Annotated in this window: 20 protein-coding genes; 18 read left to right on the plus strand and 2 right to left on the minus strand. The window is 67.7% G+C overall.

Going from position 1 to position 20,284, the window contains the following annotated elements; genetic code table 11:
* Positions 1–128 precede the first annotated feature (128 nt).
* Positions 129–599 carry a hypothetical protein gene (locus ACN269_RS32115; protein ID WP_421476142.1) on the minus strand — a complete coding sequence of 157 codons (471 nt, stop codon included), beginning with the start codon at positions 597–599 and terminating at the stop codon, positions 129–131.
* Between the two features lie 775 nt (positions 600–1,374).
* Between ACN269_RS32115 and ACN269_RS32120 the strand changes: the two genes are divergently transcribed.
* The 16 genes from ACN269_RS32120 to ACN269_RS32195 all read left to right on the plus strand — a co-directional run bounded on the left by ACN269_RS32120 (position 1,375) and on the right by ACN269_RS32195 (position 16,058).
* Complete coding sequence (locus tag ACN269_RS32120; RefSeq protein ID WP_421470337.1) at positions 1,375–2,049, plus strand: hypothetical protein; 675 nt, start codon at positions 1,375–1,377, stop codon at positions 2,047–2,049.
* A gap of 224 nt (positions 2,050–2,273) precedes the next feature.
* Positions 2,274–2,699 carry a hypothetical protein gene (locus ACN269_RS32125; RefSeq protein WP_421470338.1) on the plus strand — a complete coding sequence of 142 codons (426 nt, stop codon included), beginning with the start codon at positions 2,274–2,276 and terminating at the stop codon, positions 2,697–2,699.
* Positions 2,700–2,973: 274 nt separating this feature from the next.
* Positions 2,974–3,864 (plus strand): hypothetical protein, encoded by an 891-nt coding sequence (locus ACN269_RS32130; RefSeq protein ID WP_421470339.1) that lies wholly within the window; start codon positions 2,974–2,976, stop codon positions 3,862–3,864.
* On the plus strand, positions 3,861–4,430 hold the full coding sequence (locus ACN269_RS32135) for a hypothetical protein (RefSeq protein WP_421470340.1): 570 nt from the start codon (positions 3,861–3,863) through the stop codon (positions 4,428–4,430). The genes ACN269_RS32130 and ACN269_RS32135 overlap by 4 nt, the downstream gene beginning before the upstream one ends.
* Positions 4,431–4,520: 90 nt before the next feature.
* Positions 4,521–5,162 (plus strand): hypothetical protein, encoded by a 642-nt coding sequence (locus ACN269_RS32140; RefSeq protein ID WP_421470341.1) that lies wholly within the window; start codon positions 4,521–4,523, stop codon positions 5,160–5,162.
* A 225-nt stretch (positions 5,163–5,387) separates the two neighbouring features.
* A complete protein-coding gene (locus tag ACN269_RS32145) occupies positions 5,388–6,527 on the plus strand; it encodes a GGDEF domain-containing protein (protein WP_421470342.1) in 1,140 nt (379 codons plus the stop codon).
* 187 nt (positions 6,528–6,714) lie between these two features.
* Positions 6,715–6,876: a hypothetical protein gene (locus tag ACN269_RS32150; protein ID WP_421470343.1), complete on the plus strand. Its 162-nt coding sequence runs from the start codon at positions 6,715–6,717 to the stop codon at positions 6,874–6,876.
* A gap of 322 nt (positions 6,877–7,198) precedes the next feature.
* Complete coding sequence (locus tag ACN269_RS32155) at positions 7,199–8,143, plus strand: DNA-processing protein DprA (RefSeq protein ID WP_421470344.1); 945 nt, start codon at positions 7,199–7,201, stop codon at positions 8,141–8,143.
* Positions 8,140–8,682, plus strand: a complete 543-nt coding sequence (locus tag ACN269_RS32160; protein ID WP_421470345.1) for an MBL fold metallo-hydrolase — start codon at positions 8,140–8,142, stop codon at positions 8,680–8,682. Before ACN269_RS32155 ends, ACN269_RS32160 begins: the two co-directional genes overlap by 4 nt.
* Positions 8,675–9,178, plus strand: a complete 504-nt coding sequence (locus ACN269_RS32165; protein WP_421470346.1) for a hypothetical protein — start codon at positions 8,675–8,677, stop codon at positions 9,176–9,178. Before ACN269_RS32160 ends, ACN269_RS32165 begins: the two co-directional genes overlap by 8 nt.
* A gap of 260 nt (positions 9,179–9,438) precedes the next feature.
* A protein-coding gene (locus ACN269_RS32170) for an IS3 family transposase (RefSeq protein WP_421471394.1) occupies positions 9,439–10,604 on the plus strand; the annotation gives its coding sequence in 2 pieces (ribosomal slippage) (positions 9,439–9,723 and positions 9,726–10,604; 1,164 coding nt in all).
* Positions 10,605–10,678: 74 nt separating this feature from the next.
* Positions 10,679–11,092, plus strand: coding sequence for a hypothetical protein (locus tag ACN269_RS32175; protein WP_421470347.1), 414 nt, complete (start codon positions 10,679–10,681; stop codon positions 11,090–11,092).
* Positions 11,093–11,346: 254 nt separating this feature from the next.
* Positions 11,347–12,330: a DUF4192 domain-containing protein gene (locus tag ACN269_RS32180; RefSeq protein WP_421470348.1), complete on the plus strand. Its 984-nt coding sequence runs from the start codon at positions 11,347–11,349 to the stop codon at positions 12,328–12,330.
* Complete coding sequence (locus tag ACN269_RS32185; RefSeq protein ID WP_421470349.1) at positions 12,327–13,163, plus strand: hypothetical protein; 837 nt, start codon at positions 12,327–12,329, stop codon at positions 13,161–13,163. Before ACN269_RS32180 ends, ACN269_RS32185 begins: the two co-directional genes overlap by 4 nt.
* Before the next feature lie 403 nt (positions 13,164–13,566).
* Entirely contained in the window at positions 13,567–14,523 is a 957-nt protein-coding gene (locus ACN269_RS32190; RefSeq protein WP_421470350.1) for a DUF2637 domain-containing protein, read from the plus strand.
* Between the two features lie 470 nt (positions 14,524–14,993).
* Positions 14,994–16,058 carry a M23 family metallopeptidase gene (locus tag ACN269_RS32195; RefSeq protein WP_421470351.1) on the plus strand — a complete coding sequence of 355 codons (1,065 nt, stop codon included), beginning with the start codon at positions 14,994–14,996 and terminating at the stop codon, positions 16,056–16,058.
* A 261-nt stretch (positions 16,059–16,319) separates the two neighbouring features.
* On the opposite strand, the gene ACN269_RS32200 is transcribed toward ACN269_RS32195, so the two are convergent.
* Positions 16,320–17,465: an IS110 family transposase gene (locus tag ACN269_RS32200; protein WP_421470352.1), complete on the minus strand. Its 1,146-nt coding sequence runs from the start codon at positions 17,463–17,465 to the stop codon at positions 16,320–16,322.
* A gap of 4 nt (positions 17,466–17,469) precedes the next feature.
* Here ACN269_RS32200 and ACN269_RS32205 point away from each other — a divergent pair, with 4 nt between their 5' ends.
* On the plus strand, positions 17,470–17,625 hold the full coding sequence (locus ACN269_RS32205; protein ID WP_421470353.1) for a hypothetical protein: 156 nt from the start codon (positions 17,470–17,472) through the stop codon (positions 17,623–17,625).
* A gap of 450 nt (positions 17,626–18,075) precedes the next feature.
* On the plus strand, positions 18,076–20,284 hold a 2,209-nt coding region (locus ACN269_RS32210), incomplete at its 3' end, for a hypothetical protein (protein ID WP_421476144.1).

Raw genomic sequence — 20,284 nt, forward strand, 5'->3', positions numbered from 1 at the left:
AGTGCCTTGTGGCAGTGGTGCTTCCTGGACGACTGGCGGCGATTGGCGTACGGCTGAGTCGCCGTTGGCCTCGCCGGCCTTTTCGCCGGACGTATATACGACAGTCATGCCTAAGTCGATTCGGAGTGCTACGGGGTGCCTGACTTCCGCAAGGGTTCTACGCCGGCGACCGACACCGTCGCGATCACGTAATCCTCGGCCAGGTCTGACTGCACGTCGACCGTTGCATCCCTGCCGACGTAGCGGACGACGAATACGGTCTCACGGAGCCATGTCTCGTCATACCCGGCAAGGCCCTCTGGCAATTCACCCACGAGTCGCACCTCATCACCTGGCCTGACCGCGGCATCTCCCGAAGCCTCAAGGCTTTGGACGGCCGAGATCAAGTGGATGAGAGTCTCTAGCGGTTTAGTGTCTGTGCCGTAGTGAACCAGGTGGCCCGCCTGCCCGAAGATCAAATCGGCCTCGGCTCTGCCTAAATCGGCGAGCGCCTCGACCGTGCCAGCCGCTAGGTCTGGATCCTGCGATGTGTCGAGTTGCGCCGCCAACGCCAAGAGCAGGCGATCGATGACAATCCTCGCAGTTTCCGCGTTCGTCACCCGGCGAGGATACGACCAGCCCACGGGCACCGGTGCCGACCAGCGCGTGCGGAACGAATCCCGTGTCATGCATGAGGGGGCGTTCACCGCAGTCGGATCCTGCGTTGCGCCGACAATGTCGGCGTCCCACGGGTGCTGCCCGGCCGAGGGCTGCCGTGAGCAGGTAGATCACCACCTCGTGAGCTCGGTAGGCAGTTGTCAACGTCGCTTCAATCGTGGCGGAGCCATCAGTTGGCTGAGCGGGTCACGGCCGTCCGACAACGCCAGGTAGCCCCGAAGCCAACACCCTGCGTCGCAGCACCAACGCCCTCGGCCCCCCAACGAGTGTCGGCCGTCAAATCGCCCAACACCCCTGCTCAAACAGCCGATCATCGAGGCGGCCCATCGATGATCATTTCCTGTTGGGTCGGCGGGATATCGTGAACTCTCTTCTATAGAACTCCCATCACTGCACCACCTCGGGCCTTGGCTCGCCACGGCAGGAGCCGCACCCGCCCACCCGCCACTTCGGCCGGTCGGCCGCGACACATCCTCCCCGGCACCCACGTCCCACCTGCACCACCCCGGCGCCACTGCGCCAGCCCTGCCACACAGGCAGCATCGCCTCGACGCGCTCGCGTCACCGCGCTCGGGATCCCCGCCCGCCGCAGCTTTCACCGGCGTCAGTCCCGCGATCCCGCACCTCACCACTCTGTCCGTCGACGCTGTCGCCTGCCCGCGCGCTCTCGCGCGATCGCACCTCGGCCGTGTCTCCGCACCCTTCCTGGAGGAGCCCATGTCCGCACGTCCTGTCGTGCACACCATCGTGGTTTGCCTGCCCACCGACGCCACACCCCAGTCCATGCCAGCCCTCGCGGCAACCCGCCTCGTCGCGCAACAGCTCCGTCCCGCCGGCCCTGTTGGCCACTTCGCCGCCCGCCACCGTCATACCCGACAACTGCTGCACCGCTACCAGGGCTACGCCGCCGGCGGCCCGGTCCGTCACCTTGACCTGGCCGGCATGCGTGCCCGCGCCGCCACCAGCGCTGTCTGGCTCTGGCAACGATGGCGAGACGTCGTCGACGGCACGCGCGACGCCCAACCGTTGTCGGTCTTCGTCGACCGCCATCGCGACGACCCGGAACGCTGGCCGCTCAGCCGGGCCCAACAGGCATACCTCGCCCAACCTCGGGTGCTCGCGATGACCACCTACAACGCCGCCTACCGGCAGCAACCTATTCCCATCGCGGACATCGAGGCCCTTCAAGCCGGCCTCAACAGCTACCGAACACTCGCGGCACTCGCGGCCGTGCCCGGCGATGCCCTGGCCGCCGACGCCGCCAACTGGCTCACGCCCAGATCGGGCCGGCTGGCCGACCAGCTGGACTATCTGTACGCCGCCAACGACCACATCGACCGGCTGCGCCCGAACGAGCAACTGCTCGCGATGGCCGCTTGGCCCCTCGCCTAGAAACCGCCCAGCCTGCGGCGCAACATTCCGGGCCGGGCGTACCAGCAACGCCCACGACAAGCCGCAATCGACTCGGACCAGTGCAGCGACGGGAGACCCCGCCCTGCCAACTGGCCCGGCTGACTTGCCAACCGCCGTACCTCCCGGCCGGATCAGGCACTCGCCTGACCGGCCGTTTGCGTGCCCAGGGGGTCCCCGACCCCACGACAGCAGAGGAGAAGAAGATGACCATCACCGCGATGCGGCCGCCACTCGACATCCGCAAGTCGGTGCCCGCGCCGGCACAACAGGCCACCTACCTGATGGTCGGTCCGTCCGGACGGCTGACCGTCCTTGAGGCCCCTGCCGATGACGGCGGGCTTCGGCTCGGCCGACGTATCACCACCGGCGCCGCCTACCGAGTCCAGCTCGATGAATGCACCGTCATGTGGCTCGAGGACGACCAGCAGGGCAGGGGAGTCCCCAACTGGACGGCCACCCAGATGGCCCTCGAGACCACCGGCCGTCCATACCTCGGCCCGTGGGACGCGCCCTACCTGTGCGGGCCGGTCATCTTCACCGGCGCCGGTCGTCACGCGGAACCGATCGGGCTCACCGACCGGCAGTTCGCGCTGCTCGTGGACGCCCACGCCGCAACGGAGCTGTGTTGATGAGGTCAACGACGGCGCTCTTCGACGAGTTCACTGCACGTCGGTCCAGGGATCTCTCACCACGACCTGGCGTCAGTCTGGCTGCCGACAGCCACCTCGGCACCCCCGTCGGACGGGGGAGAGCATGAGGCGAAGCACCGTTGCGGACGCTGTCCGAGCATTTCAACGACTGCGTAGCGTCAACGCCGGAAGTCTGGTTGGGGTCGCCCTGGCGGACAGGTACCGCACCTCACCACCACTAAAGGTCGACACACTGCCACCGGCGCAGGCTGCGGTGCTGGGCGCCTCGATAAGGGCTCGGACCGCTGGGGTCATAGACGGGGAAACCCCTGTGTACCTGGTCTACTCCGGCGATCTTCCGGTGGCGTGGTGCACGGTCCGCGCCAGCGTCGTCACTCCTGATCTCGTACTCGACGGAACGCCGGCCCGGCACCAGCGGTTGGCGGTGCAGGCATTGTCCAACCTTGCCCGATGGGTGCTGGTCGCGCTCGCCGATGCCCGGGCGGAGAGCGAGGACGCCGTCGTCCAGTCGGTGATGAGCCAGGTGGGGGCCGTCCGTATCGCGCCCGCCGACGATCTGACCTCGTCCGCAGCCGTCCTCCTCGACGGCGACCTCACCGTAGCCCGGGCCAGCATCGCGAAGGTGCTTCCGGTCAATGCCGCAGCGGAGGTGGTAGTCCTCGACGCGCACGGCTTTGGCCGGTACGGCCGCGACTCACACCGGCTGCCGCTTCCGGTGCTGTGCGCGATGCGTCGGATCGCCTCAACCCATCAGCTGCCGTTGGCTGCGGTCGGCGACTGGCTCGCGTCGAGTGGCGGCGTCGACGCAGACGTACCCGGTGAGGAACTACCGGCGATTTTCACCGCCGACTTCGTCGGCCTCTTCCCGCACCGCTCGGACTACGCCGAGAAGCACCTGGTCGATCGCGGCTGGGCCGCGGCGCTGGAACGTCTCGGAATGCCCCGGCGCTACATCGACCTCGAAGCCCTGGAGCGGGATCTGTTCGACAACGACGTCCGGGCCGTCGCTACCACCGATGCGACCGGTGGCCAGGCTGTCGCTGTGTTCCGTCGTCCGTTGCCGTCCTGGCCTCAGACACCGACCTCTATCTCCATTCCTGCCCCTACCTCAGCGCGGGCGTCGACGAAGGGAAGGCACCCATGACCGAAGCGTTCTCCGGGGACATCGGGCGGCTCAGCTGCACGGCTGCCCAGGCATGGCGGGAGGTTACCGGCGAGTCGATGCCCGATGACCTGCTGACCGCCTTCCTCGCTGCGGCCAGCAGCCCCGCCAGCGACGGATCCGTCGCCGCTTGCAAGCACGACCACACCAACGGCGATGACCGCAGCGTCTGTCACGCCCGGTTGATCGAGGATCTGCTTCAGGCCCGAGCACGGGCCGACCGCGCACGCCACGAGGCGGTCGAGCACCGCACCGGCCTGCGTCGGCTGCAACTCGGCGTACGTACAGCCGGGCTCGGCACTCTCGGCGAGAACCCCGACTTCGAGGAGAGCCTCAGCGAGGCGTTGGCCGACTGGGGCCTGCCGCCGATCCCCTCGGACCACGTGGTCACCCTTCGCGTGCCGATCACCTTCTGCATCTCCGCGGTCGACGACGACGAGGCAGTCCGCCTGGCCGTCAGCGAACTCAGCGAGGAGTTGCCCCGGCTGCCCCGCCGGCCACTCTTCAGCGCTGACGAGGTGGAGGTCGTCTCCGTCACCAATGAGTGACCGCGATCGCCGTCCCGACCAACCGAACGATTCGTCGCCGTCCCAACAGGGGCGGCGTTCTTTGTCTCAGCCAGAGGAGGTAACACGATCATGACCGACACCGTCGAGCTGCTCGACGCCCAGAACCCCGCAACCTCGGCTGCTGCAGATCCGGAGAGCGGGCCGGCCGCCACCGACCTGATGATCCACACCGCCGTCATCGAGGAGATGCTCGCTGCGGCCTGGCAAGCAACGAATGGGTCTGCCGACACACCGGCGTGGCTGAGCAGGGTCGCGGCCCTCCTCGCCGCCGGCTACGGGCCGATGCCCGCCACGCCCACCGACGAGACGGCCCACCACCTACTCACCGCGGCGGTCGCCACCGCCAGGACGACTGCCGAGGCCGCCGCGGCCGAGGCCATCGCCAGGCAACACGCTCGCGACGAGTTCAGCAATGACGTACGCCGTAGGGCGGCCCGTGCCGTCAACAACCGTGAGATCTGCCTGTCGGGCACGAACTACGCCCTGGAACGGCTGGGGATCACCACCCTTCCCGTGGAGTACAGCGTCGAGCTACTCGTCCCGGTCACCGTCCGGGTACGCGCGACCGGCGAGGAAGACGCCTACGACCGTGCTGAGGACGAGCTGCGCGCCAACCTGTGTGGCGGGGACCTGGACTTCGACGAGTACGACCTGCGCCGCGAAGGTGCCCAGGTCAGCGACGAGGACATCGACCTCGACGACCTCGACTGACAGCGGCGGCCGACATCCGGTCACGAGACTGCCCAATGCTCTCGCACCTGCAGCAGCGGTCGCAGGTGCGGGCACGCCGCGCGGCACCCTGAGCGGCGGATCTTCCGAGCTGGCCTCCGTCAGGCAAGGCCCACCAAGGGCTGGTACCCACCCCAAAGGCCCGGGGGCGGGCCTCGCCTACGACAGCGGCCCGCCCCCGGAGCTCCTCGATGAAGGAGCCAATCTATGTCTAAATCCGATGCGGGATCCACCGACAGAGGTGATCTGCTTCGCACGACGGCCACGATCACCATCGTCGCGATCCTCGCGACCGCGCCAGTTGCCGTCCTGGCGGCGTACGGCCATCTCGCGCTGGCGGTGCTCATCGCCATGCAGAGCTGGATTCCGGTTGGCATCATCGCGACGACCCGGCTCATCCGGCAACATCGGAGACTCGCTGCGGCCCAAGCCCGCGAGGAAGAACTGGAAGGCCGAATTGCCGCTGGTGCCGCTCTTGAGGAGCAGCTGCGGCGAGAACTCCTCGCGGCCCAAACCGACCCGCTCACGGGACTACCCAACCGGGCCCTCGCCGAGCGGGCCATCGCCGCCGCCACCGCGGTGGCGGCACCGCTGACCATCGCCTTCGCCGACGCCGACGGCCTCCACACAGTCAACGCCAACGGCGGGCACGCCGCCGGCGACCAATACCTGAAGGCCATCGCCGTCCGCCTGCTCCACGCCGCCGCCTCCGTCAGCGCTGGAGCGCAGGTTTCTCGTACCGGAGGCGACGAATTCATGATCCTCGTGCCTCGCGGGGACGCCACGGCGCTGCGCGACGCGATCCGCGTGGCCCTTGTTAGACCAGTGGTCGTCGCAGGACGGCGGATGCAACTTCGGGTCAGCGTCGGCATCGCCCTTAGCGGCGGTGGTAACGCCCGGTATGCCCTGGCCCAGGCCGACGCCGCCATGTTCACCGCCAAGCGCGCGGGCAACCAGACGCTCATCTACAACGCCGACCGCGACGGCGTGCCGGGGTTGGACGGCACCCGACCTCAGGTGCGCCGCCGGGATGTCGAGCCCGACCGCGACACGGCGGCCCGGGCGACCGACGGCACCGCCCCGACGACGAGGCTGGTCTGCTCGCTCGACGAGGCGGCCACCATCGCGAACGCCCTCTGGCTCGCCTACGACCGGTGGGCGGCCGTGCTTCAGGCCGAGCCGAGCGATTCCGCGGCATCCACTGCACCCGCCGAGACGATCGACGTCACACCCACCGCCGAAGGACTCGACCGTACGGCTGCTTTCGCGGAAGCAGAGATGGCCAAGTACGCGGAACTGGCTCGGCGCATATCAGCAGCCATCGACGCCGCCAGCGAGCAGTCGTGAACGGACAGGAGAGCCGGGCACTCCCGTGGCTCCGAGTGCCACGGGAGCCAGCTCCGGAGCTGGATCGCCGCCCGCCCGTCAACGAACCGAACTACGGACCGTCCCGCTTCGGACGTAGGTGTCCGTGACCCAGACCTTCCCAGTCGCGTTTCGTCCGCAAGCGCGGCCAGCTGAGAGGAATCTGCTGATGCCCAAGCACATCGCCCCCGAGACCAAGAGCGGCTTCCTGCGGCGTTGTCTGCGCCGTGGATTGCATCCCGCAGTCCACGTCCTTGCCCTGGTCAGCCTCCACGTCGTTGCCCTGGTCGTCATCTCCGCGACCGGTCTCGGCTCGCTCGGGGGCCACTGACACCGACCGCTTCGCGCAGGGCGACCGTGCCACTCGCGCCGATAGCCGTACAGGGGCCTCGCCGCCACACTCCCGCGACCGAGCGCCCTCGAAGGGCAGCCACTTCCGCAGGTTGAGCTCGCGCTGATTCCGCCTGCCGCCTCTGACGATGCTGCTCACCTCGACCCAGACCTCCCGCCGGCCGTACCTCCGGCGGTCCCGACATGACCGCGCCTGGGCGCGGCGAAGTGCCGCGCCCAGGCCCAACAACTTCCATCCGGAACGCGTGGCCTGGCATCGCCAGCCCACGCATCCCCTGACCCGGAAGGAGACAGAAGCTGACATGAGCACCATCGACGACCCAAGAATCGCCCGCGCTGTCCTGGCCCGGCTGACCATTGTCGGTGACCGACTCGTCTACACCATGATTCACGATGAGGGCCCGGAAGCGGTCCTCCACCGGTTGATCGCCGGCCACCTGCCGCAGGCTGAGGCACGTTCCGCAGCTGCCGAACAGTTGGGTGCAGCCGGTCTGCGGCAGGTCGCCACCAGGATCGTTGTCGACACCGAACGGATCGGTGCGCGGATCGTCATCCCGCAGGACGCAGAGTGGCCCACGGCGCTGGAGGACCTGAACCAGCATCGCGACGCCACCGACGACGATGTCCGGCTGCCCGCCCCACCGCCGTGTCTGTGGGTTCGCGGCGCACAGCCCCTCGTAGAAACGCTGCACCGGTCTGTTGCGGTAATCGGAGCCCGCGCGGCCACCAGCTACGGGCAGCATGTCGCCGCAGAACTCGGCCACGGCCTCGCCGAGAACGGTTGGACCATCTTCAACACCGGTGGGTACGGCGTCGACGCCGCAGCGCTTCGCGGCGCACTGACGGCTGGCCACCTGGCCGTCGCGATCAATCCCGCTGGACTCGACCGTCCCCACCCGCAGGGTAATTCAGCGCTATTCGAGCGGGTCTTTCTCATCAGCGCCTGGCCGCCCGGCAGCGCACCGTACCGAAGCCGCGTCGCCGTCAACGGGGCCTATCTGGCGGCGATGTCCGGCGGTTGCGTGCTCGTGGAGGCCGCCCTCCGCCGCGGCGCCCGGACCGTTCTTGCGCAGGCCGATGCCCTCGGCCGACCTGTGATGGCGGTGCCTGGTCCGGTGACCTCCGCCCTTTCCGTCGGCTGTCACGAGGCGCTGCGCGAGACGCCTCGGGTGCGTCTGGTCCGTGACATCACCGACGTCGTCGGACACCTGGCCGAGCGACGCTCACCCGAGCGAACGACGACATGAACGCCTTCCCGAACTGGCTCGACCTGCTCGAGTTCGTCAGGGAAGCGGGCGAGATCAATGCCAGGAACGGCACCCCGCTGCCCTCCGACGACGAACTGTGGGCGGCCGCCCGACGTAGCCAGAGGGTCGTGCTGCCGGAGCAAGTCGACAACGGCCTGCTCCCCGAACTACGCGACGCCTTCAATGACGGGCAGCAGCCCACCCGCTTCGACATGCAGGCCGTGGTCGTCGAGATCGCAAGGCACGGCCATCACGCACACATCGACCACTCGGGCGGCAATACCGCCACCATCTACGCCGGAAGCCAACACACCGACCAGAACGGGGATGCCCGCTGGGCGGTCACCGCCGGCCCCGGCTGGTTCGCAAAACCCGATCACCGGGAGCCGGTCGCCGACACGAGCGAGTTCCAGATTGGACCGGACGACGACGCCTGGACCATCGCGGTGCCGGACCACACCAGCCCGACGGAGGTCGCCGCCCTGATCGTCGCGGTCATCGAGCAGGTCGCCGAAGGGCGGGGTCACCTTCATGACTGACATCGCCTGCTCGCGGTGCCAGACCCTCAGCAGATTGCGGCGCCACGGCCTGCCGTGGTGCGAAGCCTGCGAGACGTACCTCGTCATCGATGCCGAGTCGGGCACCCGGGTCAGCTTCGCCGATCACGAACATCGTCGGCGCGCGGCGGAGAACGAGCGGGACATTGCCCAGTCCGTCGACCTCGTCAACGAGCATCTGCCAGAGGCGCAACGGCTCGTTCCCGAAGGGTGGGCCGCCCGCCGCCATCAGACCGACAGTGCCCGGTGCGTCGTCGCCATCGATGCACCGGCTGTCAACGCCACCAGCTACCTGTCCCCACCCAACGGCAAATTCGGCTGGTACGTACGCGTCCACAACCGCATCACCGGGGTCGACTTCCCGCTCTACATCGACGGCGGGGCGCGCGCTGCATCGTTCGACACGCTCGAGGCGGCAGTCACCGCCGCCGTGGAAGCGCTCCGCCTAGAGAGCGCCAAGGAAGTCAGGCGTCGTTGACGGCCTGAAACACCCGCAGCAGGCGCCGCGAGCCGAACACCCAAGACCTACTGAGCACCTCGCGAAACCCCCCCCCACTGGCTCAACCGAATGCCGCCCCGGTTGCGCCATCGCACTACCAGGCGCTGCCATCCGGCCAGGGGCGGTGCTGGCCAGCACAACTAGCCGACCTCGCAGCCCGGGATCGCCGCTGGGTCTGCTGCACCGATAGGTGACATCTGAGATGGCTTGCCCTGACGGCGAGCTGGAAGGATGTCGCTGTGCCCAAGCCCTACCCCCGAGAGTTCCGCGATGACGTCGTGCGGGTCGCTCGTGACCGCGAGCCAGGCGTGACGGTCGAGCAGATCGCCAAGGACTTCGGCGTGCACCCGATGACCTTGTTCAAGTGGCTGCGCCAGGCCGACGTCGACGCCGGCGCCACCCCTGGGACGTCCAGCAGCGAGTCGGCCGAGCTGCGCGAGGCGCGTAAGCGGATCAGGTTGTTGGAGCAGGAGAACGAGGTCCTGCGCCGGGCCGCAGCCTACTTGTCGCAGGCGCATCTGCCGGGAAAAGGCTCTACCCGCTCGTGAGCGAGCTGGCCGCCGACGGGATCCCCGTGGCGGTGACGTGCCGGGTATTGAACATCGCTCGTCAGCCCTACTACCGGTGGCGTGCCCACCGTGTCACCGACGCCGACCTGGTAGCGGCGTATCGGGCGGACGCGTTGTTCGACGCCCATCGCGACGACCCGGAGTTCGGCTACCGGTTCCTGGCCGACGAGGCCCGCGCTGCCGGCCAGCCGATGGTCGAGCGCACCGCCTGGAAGATCTGCTCCGGTATGGGCTGGTGGAGCGCGTTCAGCAAAAAGCGTCGGGGCAAGGGCGGCAAGGTCGGTCCACCGGTACACGACGACCTGGTCCAGCGGGACTTCACCGCCGACGGCCCGAACCGGTTGTGGCTGGCCGACATCACCGAGCACCGCACCGGCGAGGGAAAGCTCTACCTGTGCGCGATCAAGGACGTGTGGTCCAACCGGATCGTCGGCTACTCCATCGACTCACGGATGAAGTCGAGGCTGGCCGTCAACGCCCTGCACAACGCCGTAGCCCGCCGTGGTGACGTGGCCGGCTGCGTGCTGCACACCGACCGCGGGTCGCAATTCCGGAGCCGAAAGTTCGTCCACGCTCTCCACCAGCACCACGTGACCGGGTCGATGGGCAGGGTCGGCGCCGCCGGCGACAACGCTGCCATGGAGTCGTTCTTCGGCCTGCTGCAGAACAACGTCCTCGACCGCCGCACCTGGACCACCCGGCAGCAGTTGAGGACCGCGATCGTGACCTGGATCGAACGGACCTACCACCGCCGCCGACGCCAACGATCCCTGTCCCGGTTGACCCCCGTCGAGTACGAGACCATCATGACCCGACCGGCCAGTCAGGCCGCGTGACTGAAACTGTCACCTATCGGTGCAGCAGACCCGCTCGCGGTCCCGGGCCGCTCGCTCTGAAAGGACCAACCTCGATGACTGACGAAGCCTCTGGCGGTAACGAGGACTACCCGTACATCCGTGCCTGGGGCCGCCTGCGCGGCTCTGCCCCCGACTACCTGGCCTACCTGCTCGACCTGGCCCGGGCACAGAACGCGCCCGCCGACGCTGTGGAGTTCCGACACCGCGACGGTCACTGGATCACCACCGACGAAATCTGGGCCGCCGACAGCCGTCGCCACCTGGGTCTGGACCCGATTCCGCCGATCGCGCCCGACCTCGATCTGGTCGTCGCGGAGATCGGCAATGCGATGCGCTGCTCACGCTGGATGACCGACCGCAACGGACTTCGAGAAATTCAGCGCCTGGACATGAACCGACTCCGGATGACCTTCGCCACCGGCTTCACCGGTGACCTGCACGTGGAAATCATTCCGCCCCGGCCGTGATTCCGCTCGTGCCGACGGGCGGCGCGCCGCAGGCGTGCGCACCTGGCTTCGTCCGGCGAAAAGACATCTCTCTGCGCGCAGCCGTCACCGCGCACCTTTGTCCGTACCCGGACCTGAACACACGCCCGCGCTCGCGCGCGCTCCCGGCGGAGCCATACGCGCACGCCAACACCTGACCGAACTCGATCAGGCCGCGCAATCCCACACCAGTCCACCCGCTCTCGCGCGGTGGATCCGAATCGGAAGGAAACATGATGACCAGCCCCGATAACTCCATCCTGCCGGTGCGTTCGGCCGCAGAGATGCTCGCTGCCGTGCCGCACCTGGTCGGATTCCACCCGACGAACAGCATCGTCCTGATCGCGATCGCCGGGACGAAGGTCGCCCTTGTCACCCGGGGAGATCTGCCCGCTGGAGTGGACGACATCGCCCAGGCGTTGCCGGCCCTCGACCAGGTCCACGCGACCCATGTGGTGATTGCCGCCTACGGGCCGGAAGATCTCGCGACGCCGGCGGTCGATGCTGCCCGTGCGGTACTCACCGTCGCCGGCCTGCAGGTGTACGACGCCCTACGCGTCACCGATGACCGGTACTGGTCCTACCTGTGCGACAACCCGACGTGCTGCTCACCCGAGGGCACGCCGTTCGACGCGGTCGCCAGCCCGCTGTCGGTACGGGCTGTGGTATCCGGATCCAGCCCGTTCGCGGACCGCGCGAGCCTCGCGGCCTCCATCGCACCCGTAGGCGGTGCCCTCCGTGCCGCCATGACCGAAGCAACCGACCGTGCCCGCCGACGGCTGGTGGACCTACCGGCCAGTCTCAGCGCCGTCGAGGCCGAAGGACAGGCAGCGTTGACGGAGGCGGCCAACCGGTACCGGAGCGGCCAGCGGTGCACTGATGACGAGGTCGCCTGGCTCACCACGCTACTCAGCACCATCGCCGTTCGGGACCATGCCTGGCTGACCGCCAGCCGCGAGGAGTGGCACCTCGAACTGTGGCGGGACCTCACCCGGCGGGCCGACCCGGACCTGGTTGCGGCGCCAGCCAGTCTGCTGGCCTTCACCGCCTGGCTGCAGGGGAATGGTGCGCTGGCCGACATTGCGGCGCATCGCGCTCTGACGGCGGATCCGAGCTACGGGATGGCACTGCTCGTCCTCGACGGTCTCCGCGCGGGCATCCCCCCGTCCGTCCTCGAGGACTGGCAGACCTGGGCTGCCCAGCACACGGACCACCCATGATCCGCCGCGATCAGGAGGGGAGCAGCACCGTGATCAACCCACCGACTGACTCGGCCGCTGCCACCGTCATGCAGCAACACCGTTGGGGCGCCGAGGAGATCCTCGACCTGCTGTATGCCGGCTTCCAGCACTCCCGCACCGTCGCCCCCGATGTGGACGCAGTCCGCGCCGCCGCCGACCTCGTCGCCCAGCAGATGGTCCTCGTCCGGCAAGCTGACACCGATCTGATCGCCGCGCTTCGTGGCGCACTCACCCTGGCCGATCACGAGATCCGCGACAGCGGTGCGGCCATCGAGGAACGCTACCGGCAGTTCGTCGACCTGGTGCGGCGCTGGATCATCTTCGCGGTCAACACCGGAGCACTTATCGTTCCGGACGCGAACGATGCTCTGCGCTACCTGACCATGCCGCCGCCACTGCGGACCCACTTCGAAGCCACTGTTCACACCCCGCTTGCCATCGAGACCGACGCGGACAACAGCGACGAGGCCGTAGCTGCGGCGGAGCGTCTCCTCCGCGTCGAACTTCGTTGCCTACGGGACGCATCCGTCCACCCGACCAAACAGTGGCAGTTACGGCTGCGCGCGCTCGATGAGACGCCGCCGACCAGCAACGTCAGCGGCGAGCGAGGTTCCCGTTATCGGATCGTCTTCGTGGTGCCACTCGTCGTCGAAGTCAAGGCCCTCGATCCACGAGGTGCCATCTCCGTCGCGGTCGATGTCGTAGCGACCGACTTGGACCGCCTCGAGGTCGCACGCGCCCACACCGACAAGATCCGCGCGGTCGACGTGGTGCCCGTCCACCACCGCGAGTACGACTTCGGCACCGACTGACGACCGCGTTCTCCACGCCCGCACCCGGGGTGACGCACCACCGGGTGCGCCCCTGGGCGCCGGATCACACCGATGTGCGGTGCCGGCGCCCCTGGAGGCGCCGGCACCGCCCTTCTGGAAGGCGCAACCTGATGCGATTGAACACCCGAACGCGCGGCCAGCTCGTCGCCACCGTGCCCCGCCTGCCTAGCGCCGCGACCCCGTGTCGACACGTCGCCGGTCCGACCCCGGACCGCCCGGAGGACAGCGGCCCCGCAGCCGGCGCCGGGGGGTGGACGATGCCCTGGCAAGGATGTGTCACGACACCCGACACTCCGCGCCGCGGCGTCCGACCTACCCGTGAAACCAGGTTCCCACCGTCGCTACGACGGGCGGGCCGCTGATGGACATCCGACTCGTCCTCGTGGGCATCGCCGTCGCCGTCGCCGTCACGGCAATTGACGTCGTACTTCGGCGAACCGCCCGCCCGGTCGGACCGGGACGATCCCTGACCGACATCGTCATCACCACTGCAGCGACCCTCACCACCCTTGGACTGGCCGGTGTCGCCGGCGCGGTCAGCTACGACCACCTCCGCGAACTCGCCGAATCGCGCGGTGAGCACGGCTGGAAAGCGCACGCCTTCCCGCTTACGGTTGACGGCATCGAGGTCGTCGCCACCTTGGCGATCCTCGCCGACCGGCGGGCCGGCCGCCCCTCGGGCGCGTTCCCGTGGATCGCTCTCGCCGCCGGCGGTGTCGTCAGCCTCGGCGCGAACATCCTCATCGCTGAGGACGACGTCATCGCTCGGATCATCGCCGGCTGGCCCGCGGTCGCGCTCATCGCCGCGATCAAAATGCTGTCGCGGATGCTCGAACACCCCGCCGACTCGTTGCGACGTGAGGACCCGACTGAGCCGCAGACGAGCGACAAGCGACACCACTCCGAGCCGGAGATCGCCGGACGAGCACCGGACCACGACGACAACAGGCCGGACGACGTTTCGCGACACGATCCCGACGTGTCGCGGGATGACCCTGACGTGTCGCGGCCCGACGGCGATGACCAGGGGCCCGGCGAAGACCTCGAGCAGCCGTGGCCAGTCGACCTGATCCGCCGCATCCCCGTGAATGCCGACCGCTACCGTCGCTGGCAGGCCGTCTGGGCGGACATGAAGGACGGCGAGACCGACATGCGTGCCCTCGGGCAGCGACACAACTTCGATGTGCGCTCAGTCCAGGCGATCCGGCGCGCTGGCCAAGTCGGCATGCTCGACCACCCCGTCCCAATCGCCCGCCGGTTAGCCGAGCTGTCCTCCGACAACGGGAGCCATAAGAACCCGCCCGAAGTGCCGACGGCACCCTCGATTTCTGGGCACTGAGTGCCTAGGAGGGCCGGCTCCGCCTGACTATCCCGGTCGGTACCCCTCTGTCCCGGTGGTGGGGTCATCCCTACTTGCGTAGAGGGCAGAGGGGGCCGGCCCGGGCCGCACCTGGGCGGACCCAATTCTCGAGGTCGAAGAGCGACCCGCGCCTGGTCCTCGCGCCAATGGGCTCCCGCCCGATCCTGATCCGCCGAACCAATCCTGTTCACCCTGCCCGGGATCCGCGTCCGGCCTGTCCTCTCGCGGTCGATGCCCGCCCGCTCGAACCCGATTCGCACCTCCTGGTGCCGCATATGCGGCCCTTTTTGCGTTTGTAGACCTGCCTGTCTCAGCGTCAGACCCCTTCGACTCGCCGTACGCGCCGGGATCAGCTCCTGGGCGCCGCTGCGATTGCTCACCAGTGGAGGAAACATGACCATCAAGCCACGTCTCCGCACCACCAATCGACCTGAGTGCTGGAGTCGGCGGTGAGTCGTCAATCGCTCGCCACCCTGCTCGCCGCCGTCGTCACTGTGGTATTCGTCTGCCTCGCGGGTACCGGCCTCCTGCTGGGAGGCTCTGCCGCCGGCTGCGGCTCTGGTGCGACACCCGGTCGATCGCTCGCCCCAGCGCCGACCGGAGGATGGCCAGCTGTCGGCCGGTGGGATCGCAATCAGGTAGCCAACGCTGCCGTCATCGCCGCCGTCGGAGCCAGCAAGGGCGTGCCCACTCGGGGGTGGGTGATCGCCGTCGCCACCGCGATGCAGGAATCAACGCTACGGAACCTTCCCGGCGGCGACCGGGATTCCGTCGGACTGTTCCAGCAACGACCCAGCCAGGGATGGGGAACCGTCGCGCAACTTCTCGACCCGGCCTACGCCGCCGGTAGGTTCTACGCCAAGTTGATGACGATCCCCGGCTGGCAGACGATGGCGCTTACCGAGGCAGCCCAACGTGTGCAAGTCAGCGCCTATCCCGACGCGTACGCCAAGTGGGAGCCGGAAGCCACTCAACTTGTCGGCACGATCACCAGCGGGGGGAGTTCATTGCCAACTGGGCGGCTGGCCAGCTGCGGCGGCGCCAGCGGGCCCTGGACCCAGCCAGTTCTCGCGGCTGTCGGCTCGGGCTTCCGCACCGCAGGCCGGCCCGGTCATGACGGCGTGGACCTCAGCGCCGCACGCGGCACCGTGATCCGAGCCGCATCCGCCGGCATTGTCAGCCGGGTACGCTGCAACGCCATCGACAATCGCGACGGCAGCAACTGGGGCTGCGACCGCGACGGAGACCCAGGCCTCACCAGCGGCTGCGGCTGGTACGTAGACATCGATCATGACGGCGGGATCATCACCCGGTACTGCCATATGAACGAACCACCGCAGGTCGACGTCGGCGACCACGTCGTGGTCGGCCAACCCATCGGTGTCGTCGGGTCGACCGGCCACTCGTCCGGGCCGCACCTCCACTTCGAGGTCCACGCCAACGGTGATGCCAGTGCGGAAGCGGCCATAGATCCGGTCCTTTTCATGATCAACCTAGGCGCACCGTTGGGGTAGCTGGGCACTATGTCGGCCCCCATCATTGGTCGGTCCTCTCATGGACGTGGCAACCGGGTTGACGTCTCGCCCAACTCCACGAGGAACCCTTTCGCCCCCAGACGAAGCTGGCTGTTTCTCGACGATCCGCATGTTTGTCCGGTGTGGCGGCCGTATGGGTGCCGGGTTGACGTGTCGACCGCTGATTGTGACGTTACGTATCGACGGGAGGCGTGAACTGCACTGTTGCGTGCGCCTGCGCGGATCTGGCTCCCCTCTGTGTCAAGAGGCTGCGGCGAGGGTTGTTCTAGGCTGGGGTGTGGCGGGTCCGGGAAGTGACTTCTCCGAAGAGCTGGCATGGGGATGTGAGCTGGTCACACTGGAGTCAGTAGTCGTCTCCCGTTGTCCTCCCGGGCCCGTCGCCGTGGCCGTCGTGGCGTGGTCGGTCATCTGTCGGTAGACGATGTCGGACAGGCGTCGTTTCAGCGCACGCATCGCTTCCATCGATGTTTTCCCGGTAGCTTTTTTGCGGTCGAAGTAGGCGCGGCCTTCGGTGGGGTTGCGGAGCTGGACGGTGGCCATGATGTGCAGCAGCCGGTTGATCTGCCGGTCGCCTGTGCGGGAGAGCCGGTGGCGGACCCGTTCGCCGGAGGATGCGTCGATGGGGGCGGTGCCGTTCCAGGAGGCGAAGTGGGCCCGGTTGGGGAATCGGGTGATGTCGCCGACCTCGACCAGGAGTCGGGCGGCGCCGGAGGGTCCGATGCCGTGCAGGTCCATCAGCGTGGTGCCGGTGGACGCGATCATTTCTTTCAGTTCCTTGTCGGCTTCCTTGGAGCGCCGGTAGACGCGTTCGAGGTCACCGATCAGCTCCGCGGCGACCCGGCACCGGGCTTTGCCGACCGTGTCGCGGGGTCGGACCGTGGCCAGCAGTGCCTTGGCCTGGGCGGCGGACAGGCTCTTCTTCGCGCCACCCGGAATGAGTTCCAGCAGCAGTTGGTGTAGCTGGGACACCATCCGGGTGTGGTCCTCACCGAGGGAGCGGCGCCGGTCGACCAGGATCCGCAGCAGGGCGAGCTGTTCGTCGTTGACGACCGGGCGCAGTCCGGCCATGCGGGTGCCGACCAGCGCGATGGAGTGGGCGTCGGTGGCGTCGGTCTTGCGGCCCTGCCCGGTGGCGAACACCCGCGCCCTGGCGGACAGCTTCGGCGGGACGTCGACGACCTGTTCGCCGTCGGCGAGTAGCCGGGTGGCGATGTGCCGGCGGATGCCCTGGCAGCCCTCGATCGCCCAGACCCGGTCCGGCCACTGCTTGGCGTACTTCCTCATTACGGTGTAGCCGTCGCGGTCGGTGTCGAACCGGCCGCCGCCGACGATGGTCTCGTCGCCGGCCGTGACCTCGATCGTGGCAGAGCGCTTGTGCGGGTCCATCCCGATGACCACACGATCTGACGTGCCACTCACCGCGTCCTCCGATGCTCGATCCACCTGGGTTGTCGAGCCGGGAGGGCAACGCTACTTCGAGCCGAGCAAACCCCTGTTGAGCCTCTCCCCGCTCTGGGGCGACGCCCGGGCCGCGCAGGCCAAATGAGAGCCACAAGACCAGCGCGGGCAGCCGAAATGAGAGCGACAGCCCGGGCGCCTCGACCGAAGCCTGGCCGGGCCACGGTCGCAGGTCAATGAAACAAGTAGCCGATATGCGCGCACCTGACTTCGCCGGAATCATGACGACGGAGAGCCCAATGCGCGGCGATAAACCGGCTGAGCGTAGGTCGGCTCCGGGGTGGACGCTCCGCCGTGCCTCATGCCCGAAGCGTGCGGCGCCCCCGCAAGTCGCTACGGAACCGGGGGCTGTTCCAATCCGGTACGGATGTCGCTACTGTGGATCACGCATGCGAAAGCGCCGATCCCGACCACGTCGGCCGGGCACGACCACCACAGCGAAACCCGCTGAGATCCACGGTCAGTCGCAATCAACCGATCCTCTCCGTGTCGCAACATCCGTGGAACAGGCGACCGTAACCGCAAGAGGAGGCGACGCATGAGCCGGCGGAAGGTTGCGACGACTGCAACCTATTCACTGCTGCTTGCCACCCTCTTGGCAGCTGCGGTCAATATCGCAACCAGCGTTCTGCCGGAAGCCTGGAAGGGTTACACGTGGACCGCCATCCCGGCGATCCTCCTGCTCGTCGTCACGATCGCGCTCACCGGCTCGCAGTCCACGGACCAGGGCACGACGGATGAATATCTGCGAGTCTTGTCGCGGGAATTGCTGACCGATACATGGGAACGTGCCATCGACGACCACCGCGCCCGTCCGCTAGAGGTGCCGGGCCCGATCGTCATCTCCTGGACCGCGACGGACCGATTCGGGCCGAGACTGGAGAACTTCGGTTGGAACCCGCGCAGGACCGTCAACGGAAGGAACAAACGCGCCACGAAGATCCCCACCGTCGGCACGATCCTCTCTATCGATGATCTCTTTCTTCGAATCCCGGCGCGGCAGCTCATCGTGCTCGGGCCGCCCGGATCTGGCAAGACCGCGACGGCGATCGTCCTTTTTGAAGGCCTCTGCAGACGGTTCGAGGAGGCCTGCACCGTTCCCTACTTGACCTCGCTCGCTGAATGGGATCCAACGGTGGTTGACTTCCGGTCGTGGCTGAGCGATCGCCTCGTTCGTGACTATCCCGGCCTGAAAAACAAGGGCAAGTACGGCAAGGACGTCGCGCGGAAGCTCATCACACATGGGCTCATCACTCCGTTCCTGGACGGACTGGACGAGATGCCTGAACAGTTGCAGTCAGCGGCGATCCGTGAGCTCAAGCGAGCCACCGCGAACGGTCAGCCGTTCGTGCTCACCAGCCGTACGGAGTCTTTCGCGCGTACGGCGGAACGCGAAGCGACTGTCCTACCAGCCGCCTACGTCATCGAACTTCGAGCGGTTCAACCGGGCGACGCGATCCGTTACATTAACGACAGACTCCGCACCATCGACCATCGCTGGTTACCCGTCTTCGATGATCTCCGAAAAAGCTCCAGTGAGCTTTCCGAAGCACTGTCGAAGCCACTGATGATCTGGCTCGCCTTCGTGCACTACCAGGATCCGGCGACAAATCCCCGTGACCTGCTCGACAAGCGGCGATTCGCGACGGCGTCGGCCATCGCGAACTATCTCCTGAGCCAGCATCTTCGTTCGGTGTACCCGATGGCCGACGATGACCGGCGGCCGCCGCGGTCACGGTACTCGTTCGAAGAAGCCGACCGTTGGCTGCGTTACCTCGCGCGGCACATCGAACGGCGTGGCGGCCGCGACCTCGCGTGGTTCCACCTTGCCGGAGATCTGCCGCGGCGGGTTCGGTTCGCCGCCGGTGTCTTGCTGTGCATGGTCTTCGGGCTCCTCGGAGGGCTGGCATTCGGAGCGACGAAGGCCGTCGCGTTCGTCACCATGTTGACCCTCGTGACCGCGGTCACGATCGGAACCGCGTTCGCACACGCCGACCTGCCCACGTCCCCGATGCATCTCAGTTGGAGGATCTTCACCGATCCGTGGCCCACGCTCCGCAGAGCGATTCTCGGTCTCGCTGCCGGTGGTGCCGTTGGCATCGCGATGCTGCCCCTCTTCGGCACCAGGTTCGCTGTTTCTGTGCTCAGCCTGGGCGCGCTGCTCGGGGTGGGATTCACATTCGTCGGCAGACCGTACCCTCTTCGCGAGTCGAGCCCTCGTCGGCAGCTGGCCATCGATGGCTATGCGGGACTCGGGATTACCGGCTTGGGGATGGTCATCGGGGCTCTCGGCGCCATGTCCACCATCAGCACAGCCACCACGACGCCAACATGGGTGGCAGGCGGATTAACTGGCATTCTCGCCGGCGGGTTCGCTGGCGGCCACATCAACAGGTCCGCCAACGAGGTCCACAACCGACTGCTCGCCGTCACGGCTCGATCCGCTGCGGGCCTTGTCGGTGGGGCGCTTCTCGCCGGCAGTGTAGGTGTCGTGGTCGGCGTGCTGCTGCCCGGTCCGATCCTCGAAGGTCCTTCGACGGTGTCTACCGGCGCCCTTTTCGGTCTGTTCTTCGGGACGGTGGGCGCATTCGCATGGAACGCATCGGTCTGGTATCGCTTGATGCTCGCCTGGGCAGGCATTCGCCGGCGCCTGCCGTTTAACTTGATGGACTTCCTCGCGGATGCGGAGGACCGCGGCGTTCTCAGGCGTGTTGGAAGCGTGTACCAGTTCAGGCACATCAGCCTCC

It is taken from the genome of Micromonospora sp. WMMD736 (assembly GCF_049179015.1).
Classification (GTDB): Bacteria; Actinomycetota; Actinomycetes; order Mycobacteriales; family Micromonosporaceae; genus Micromonospora.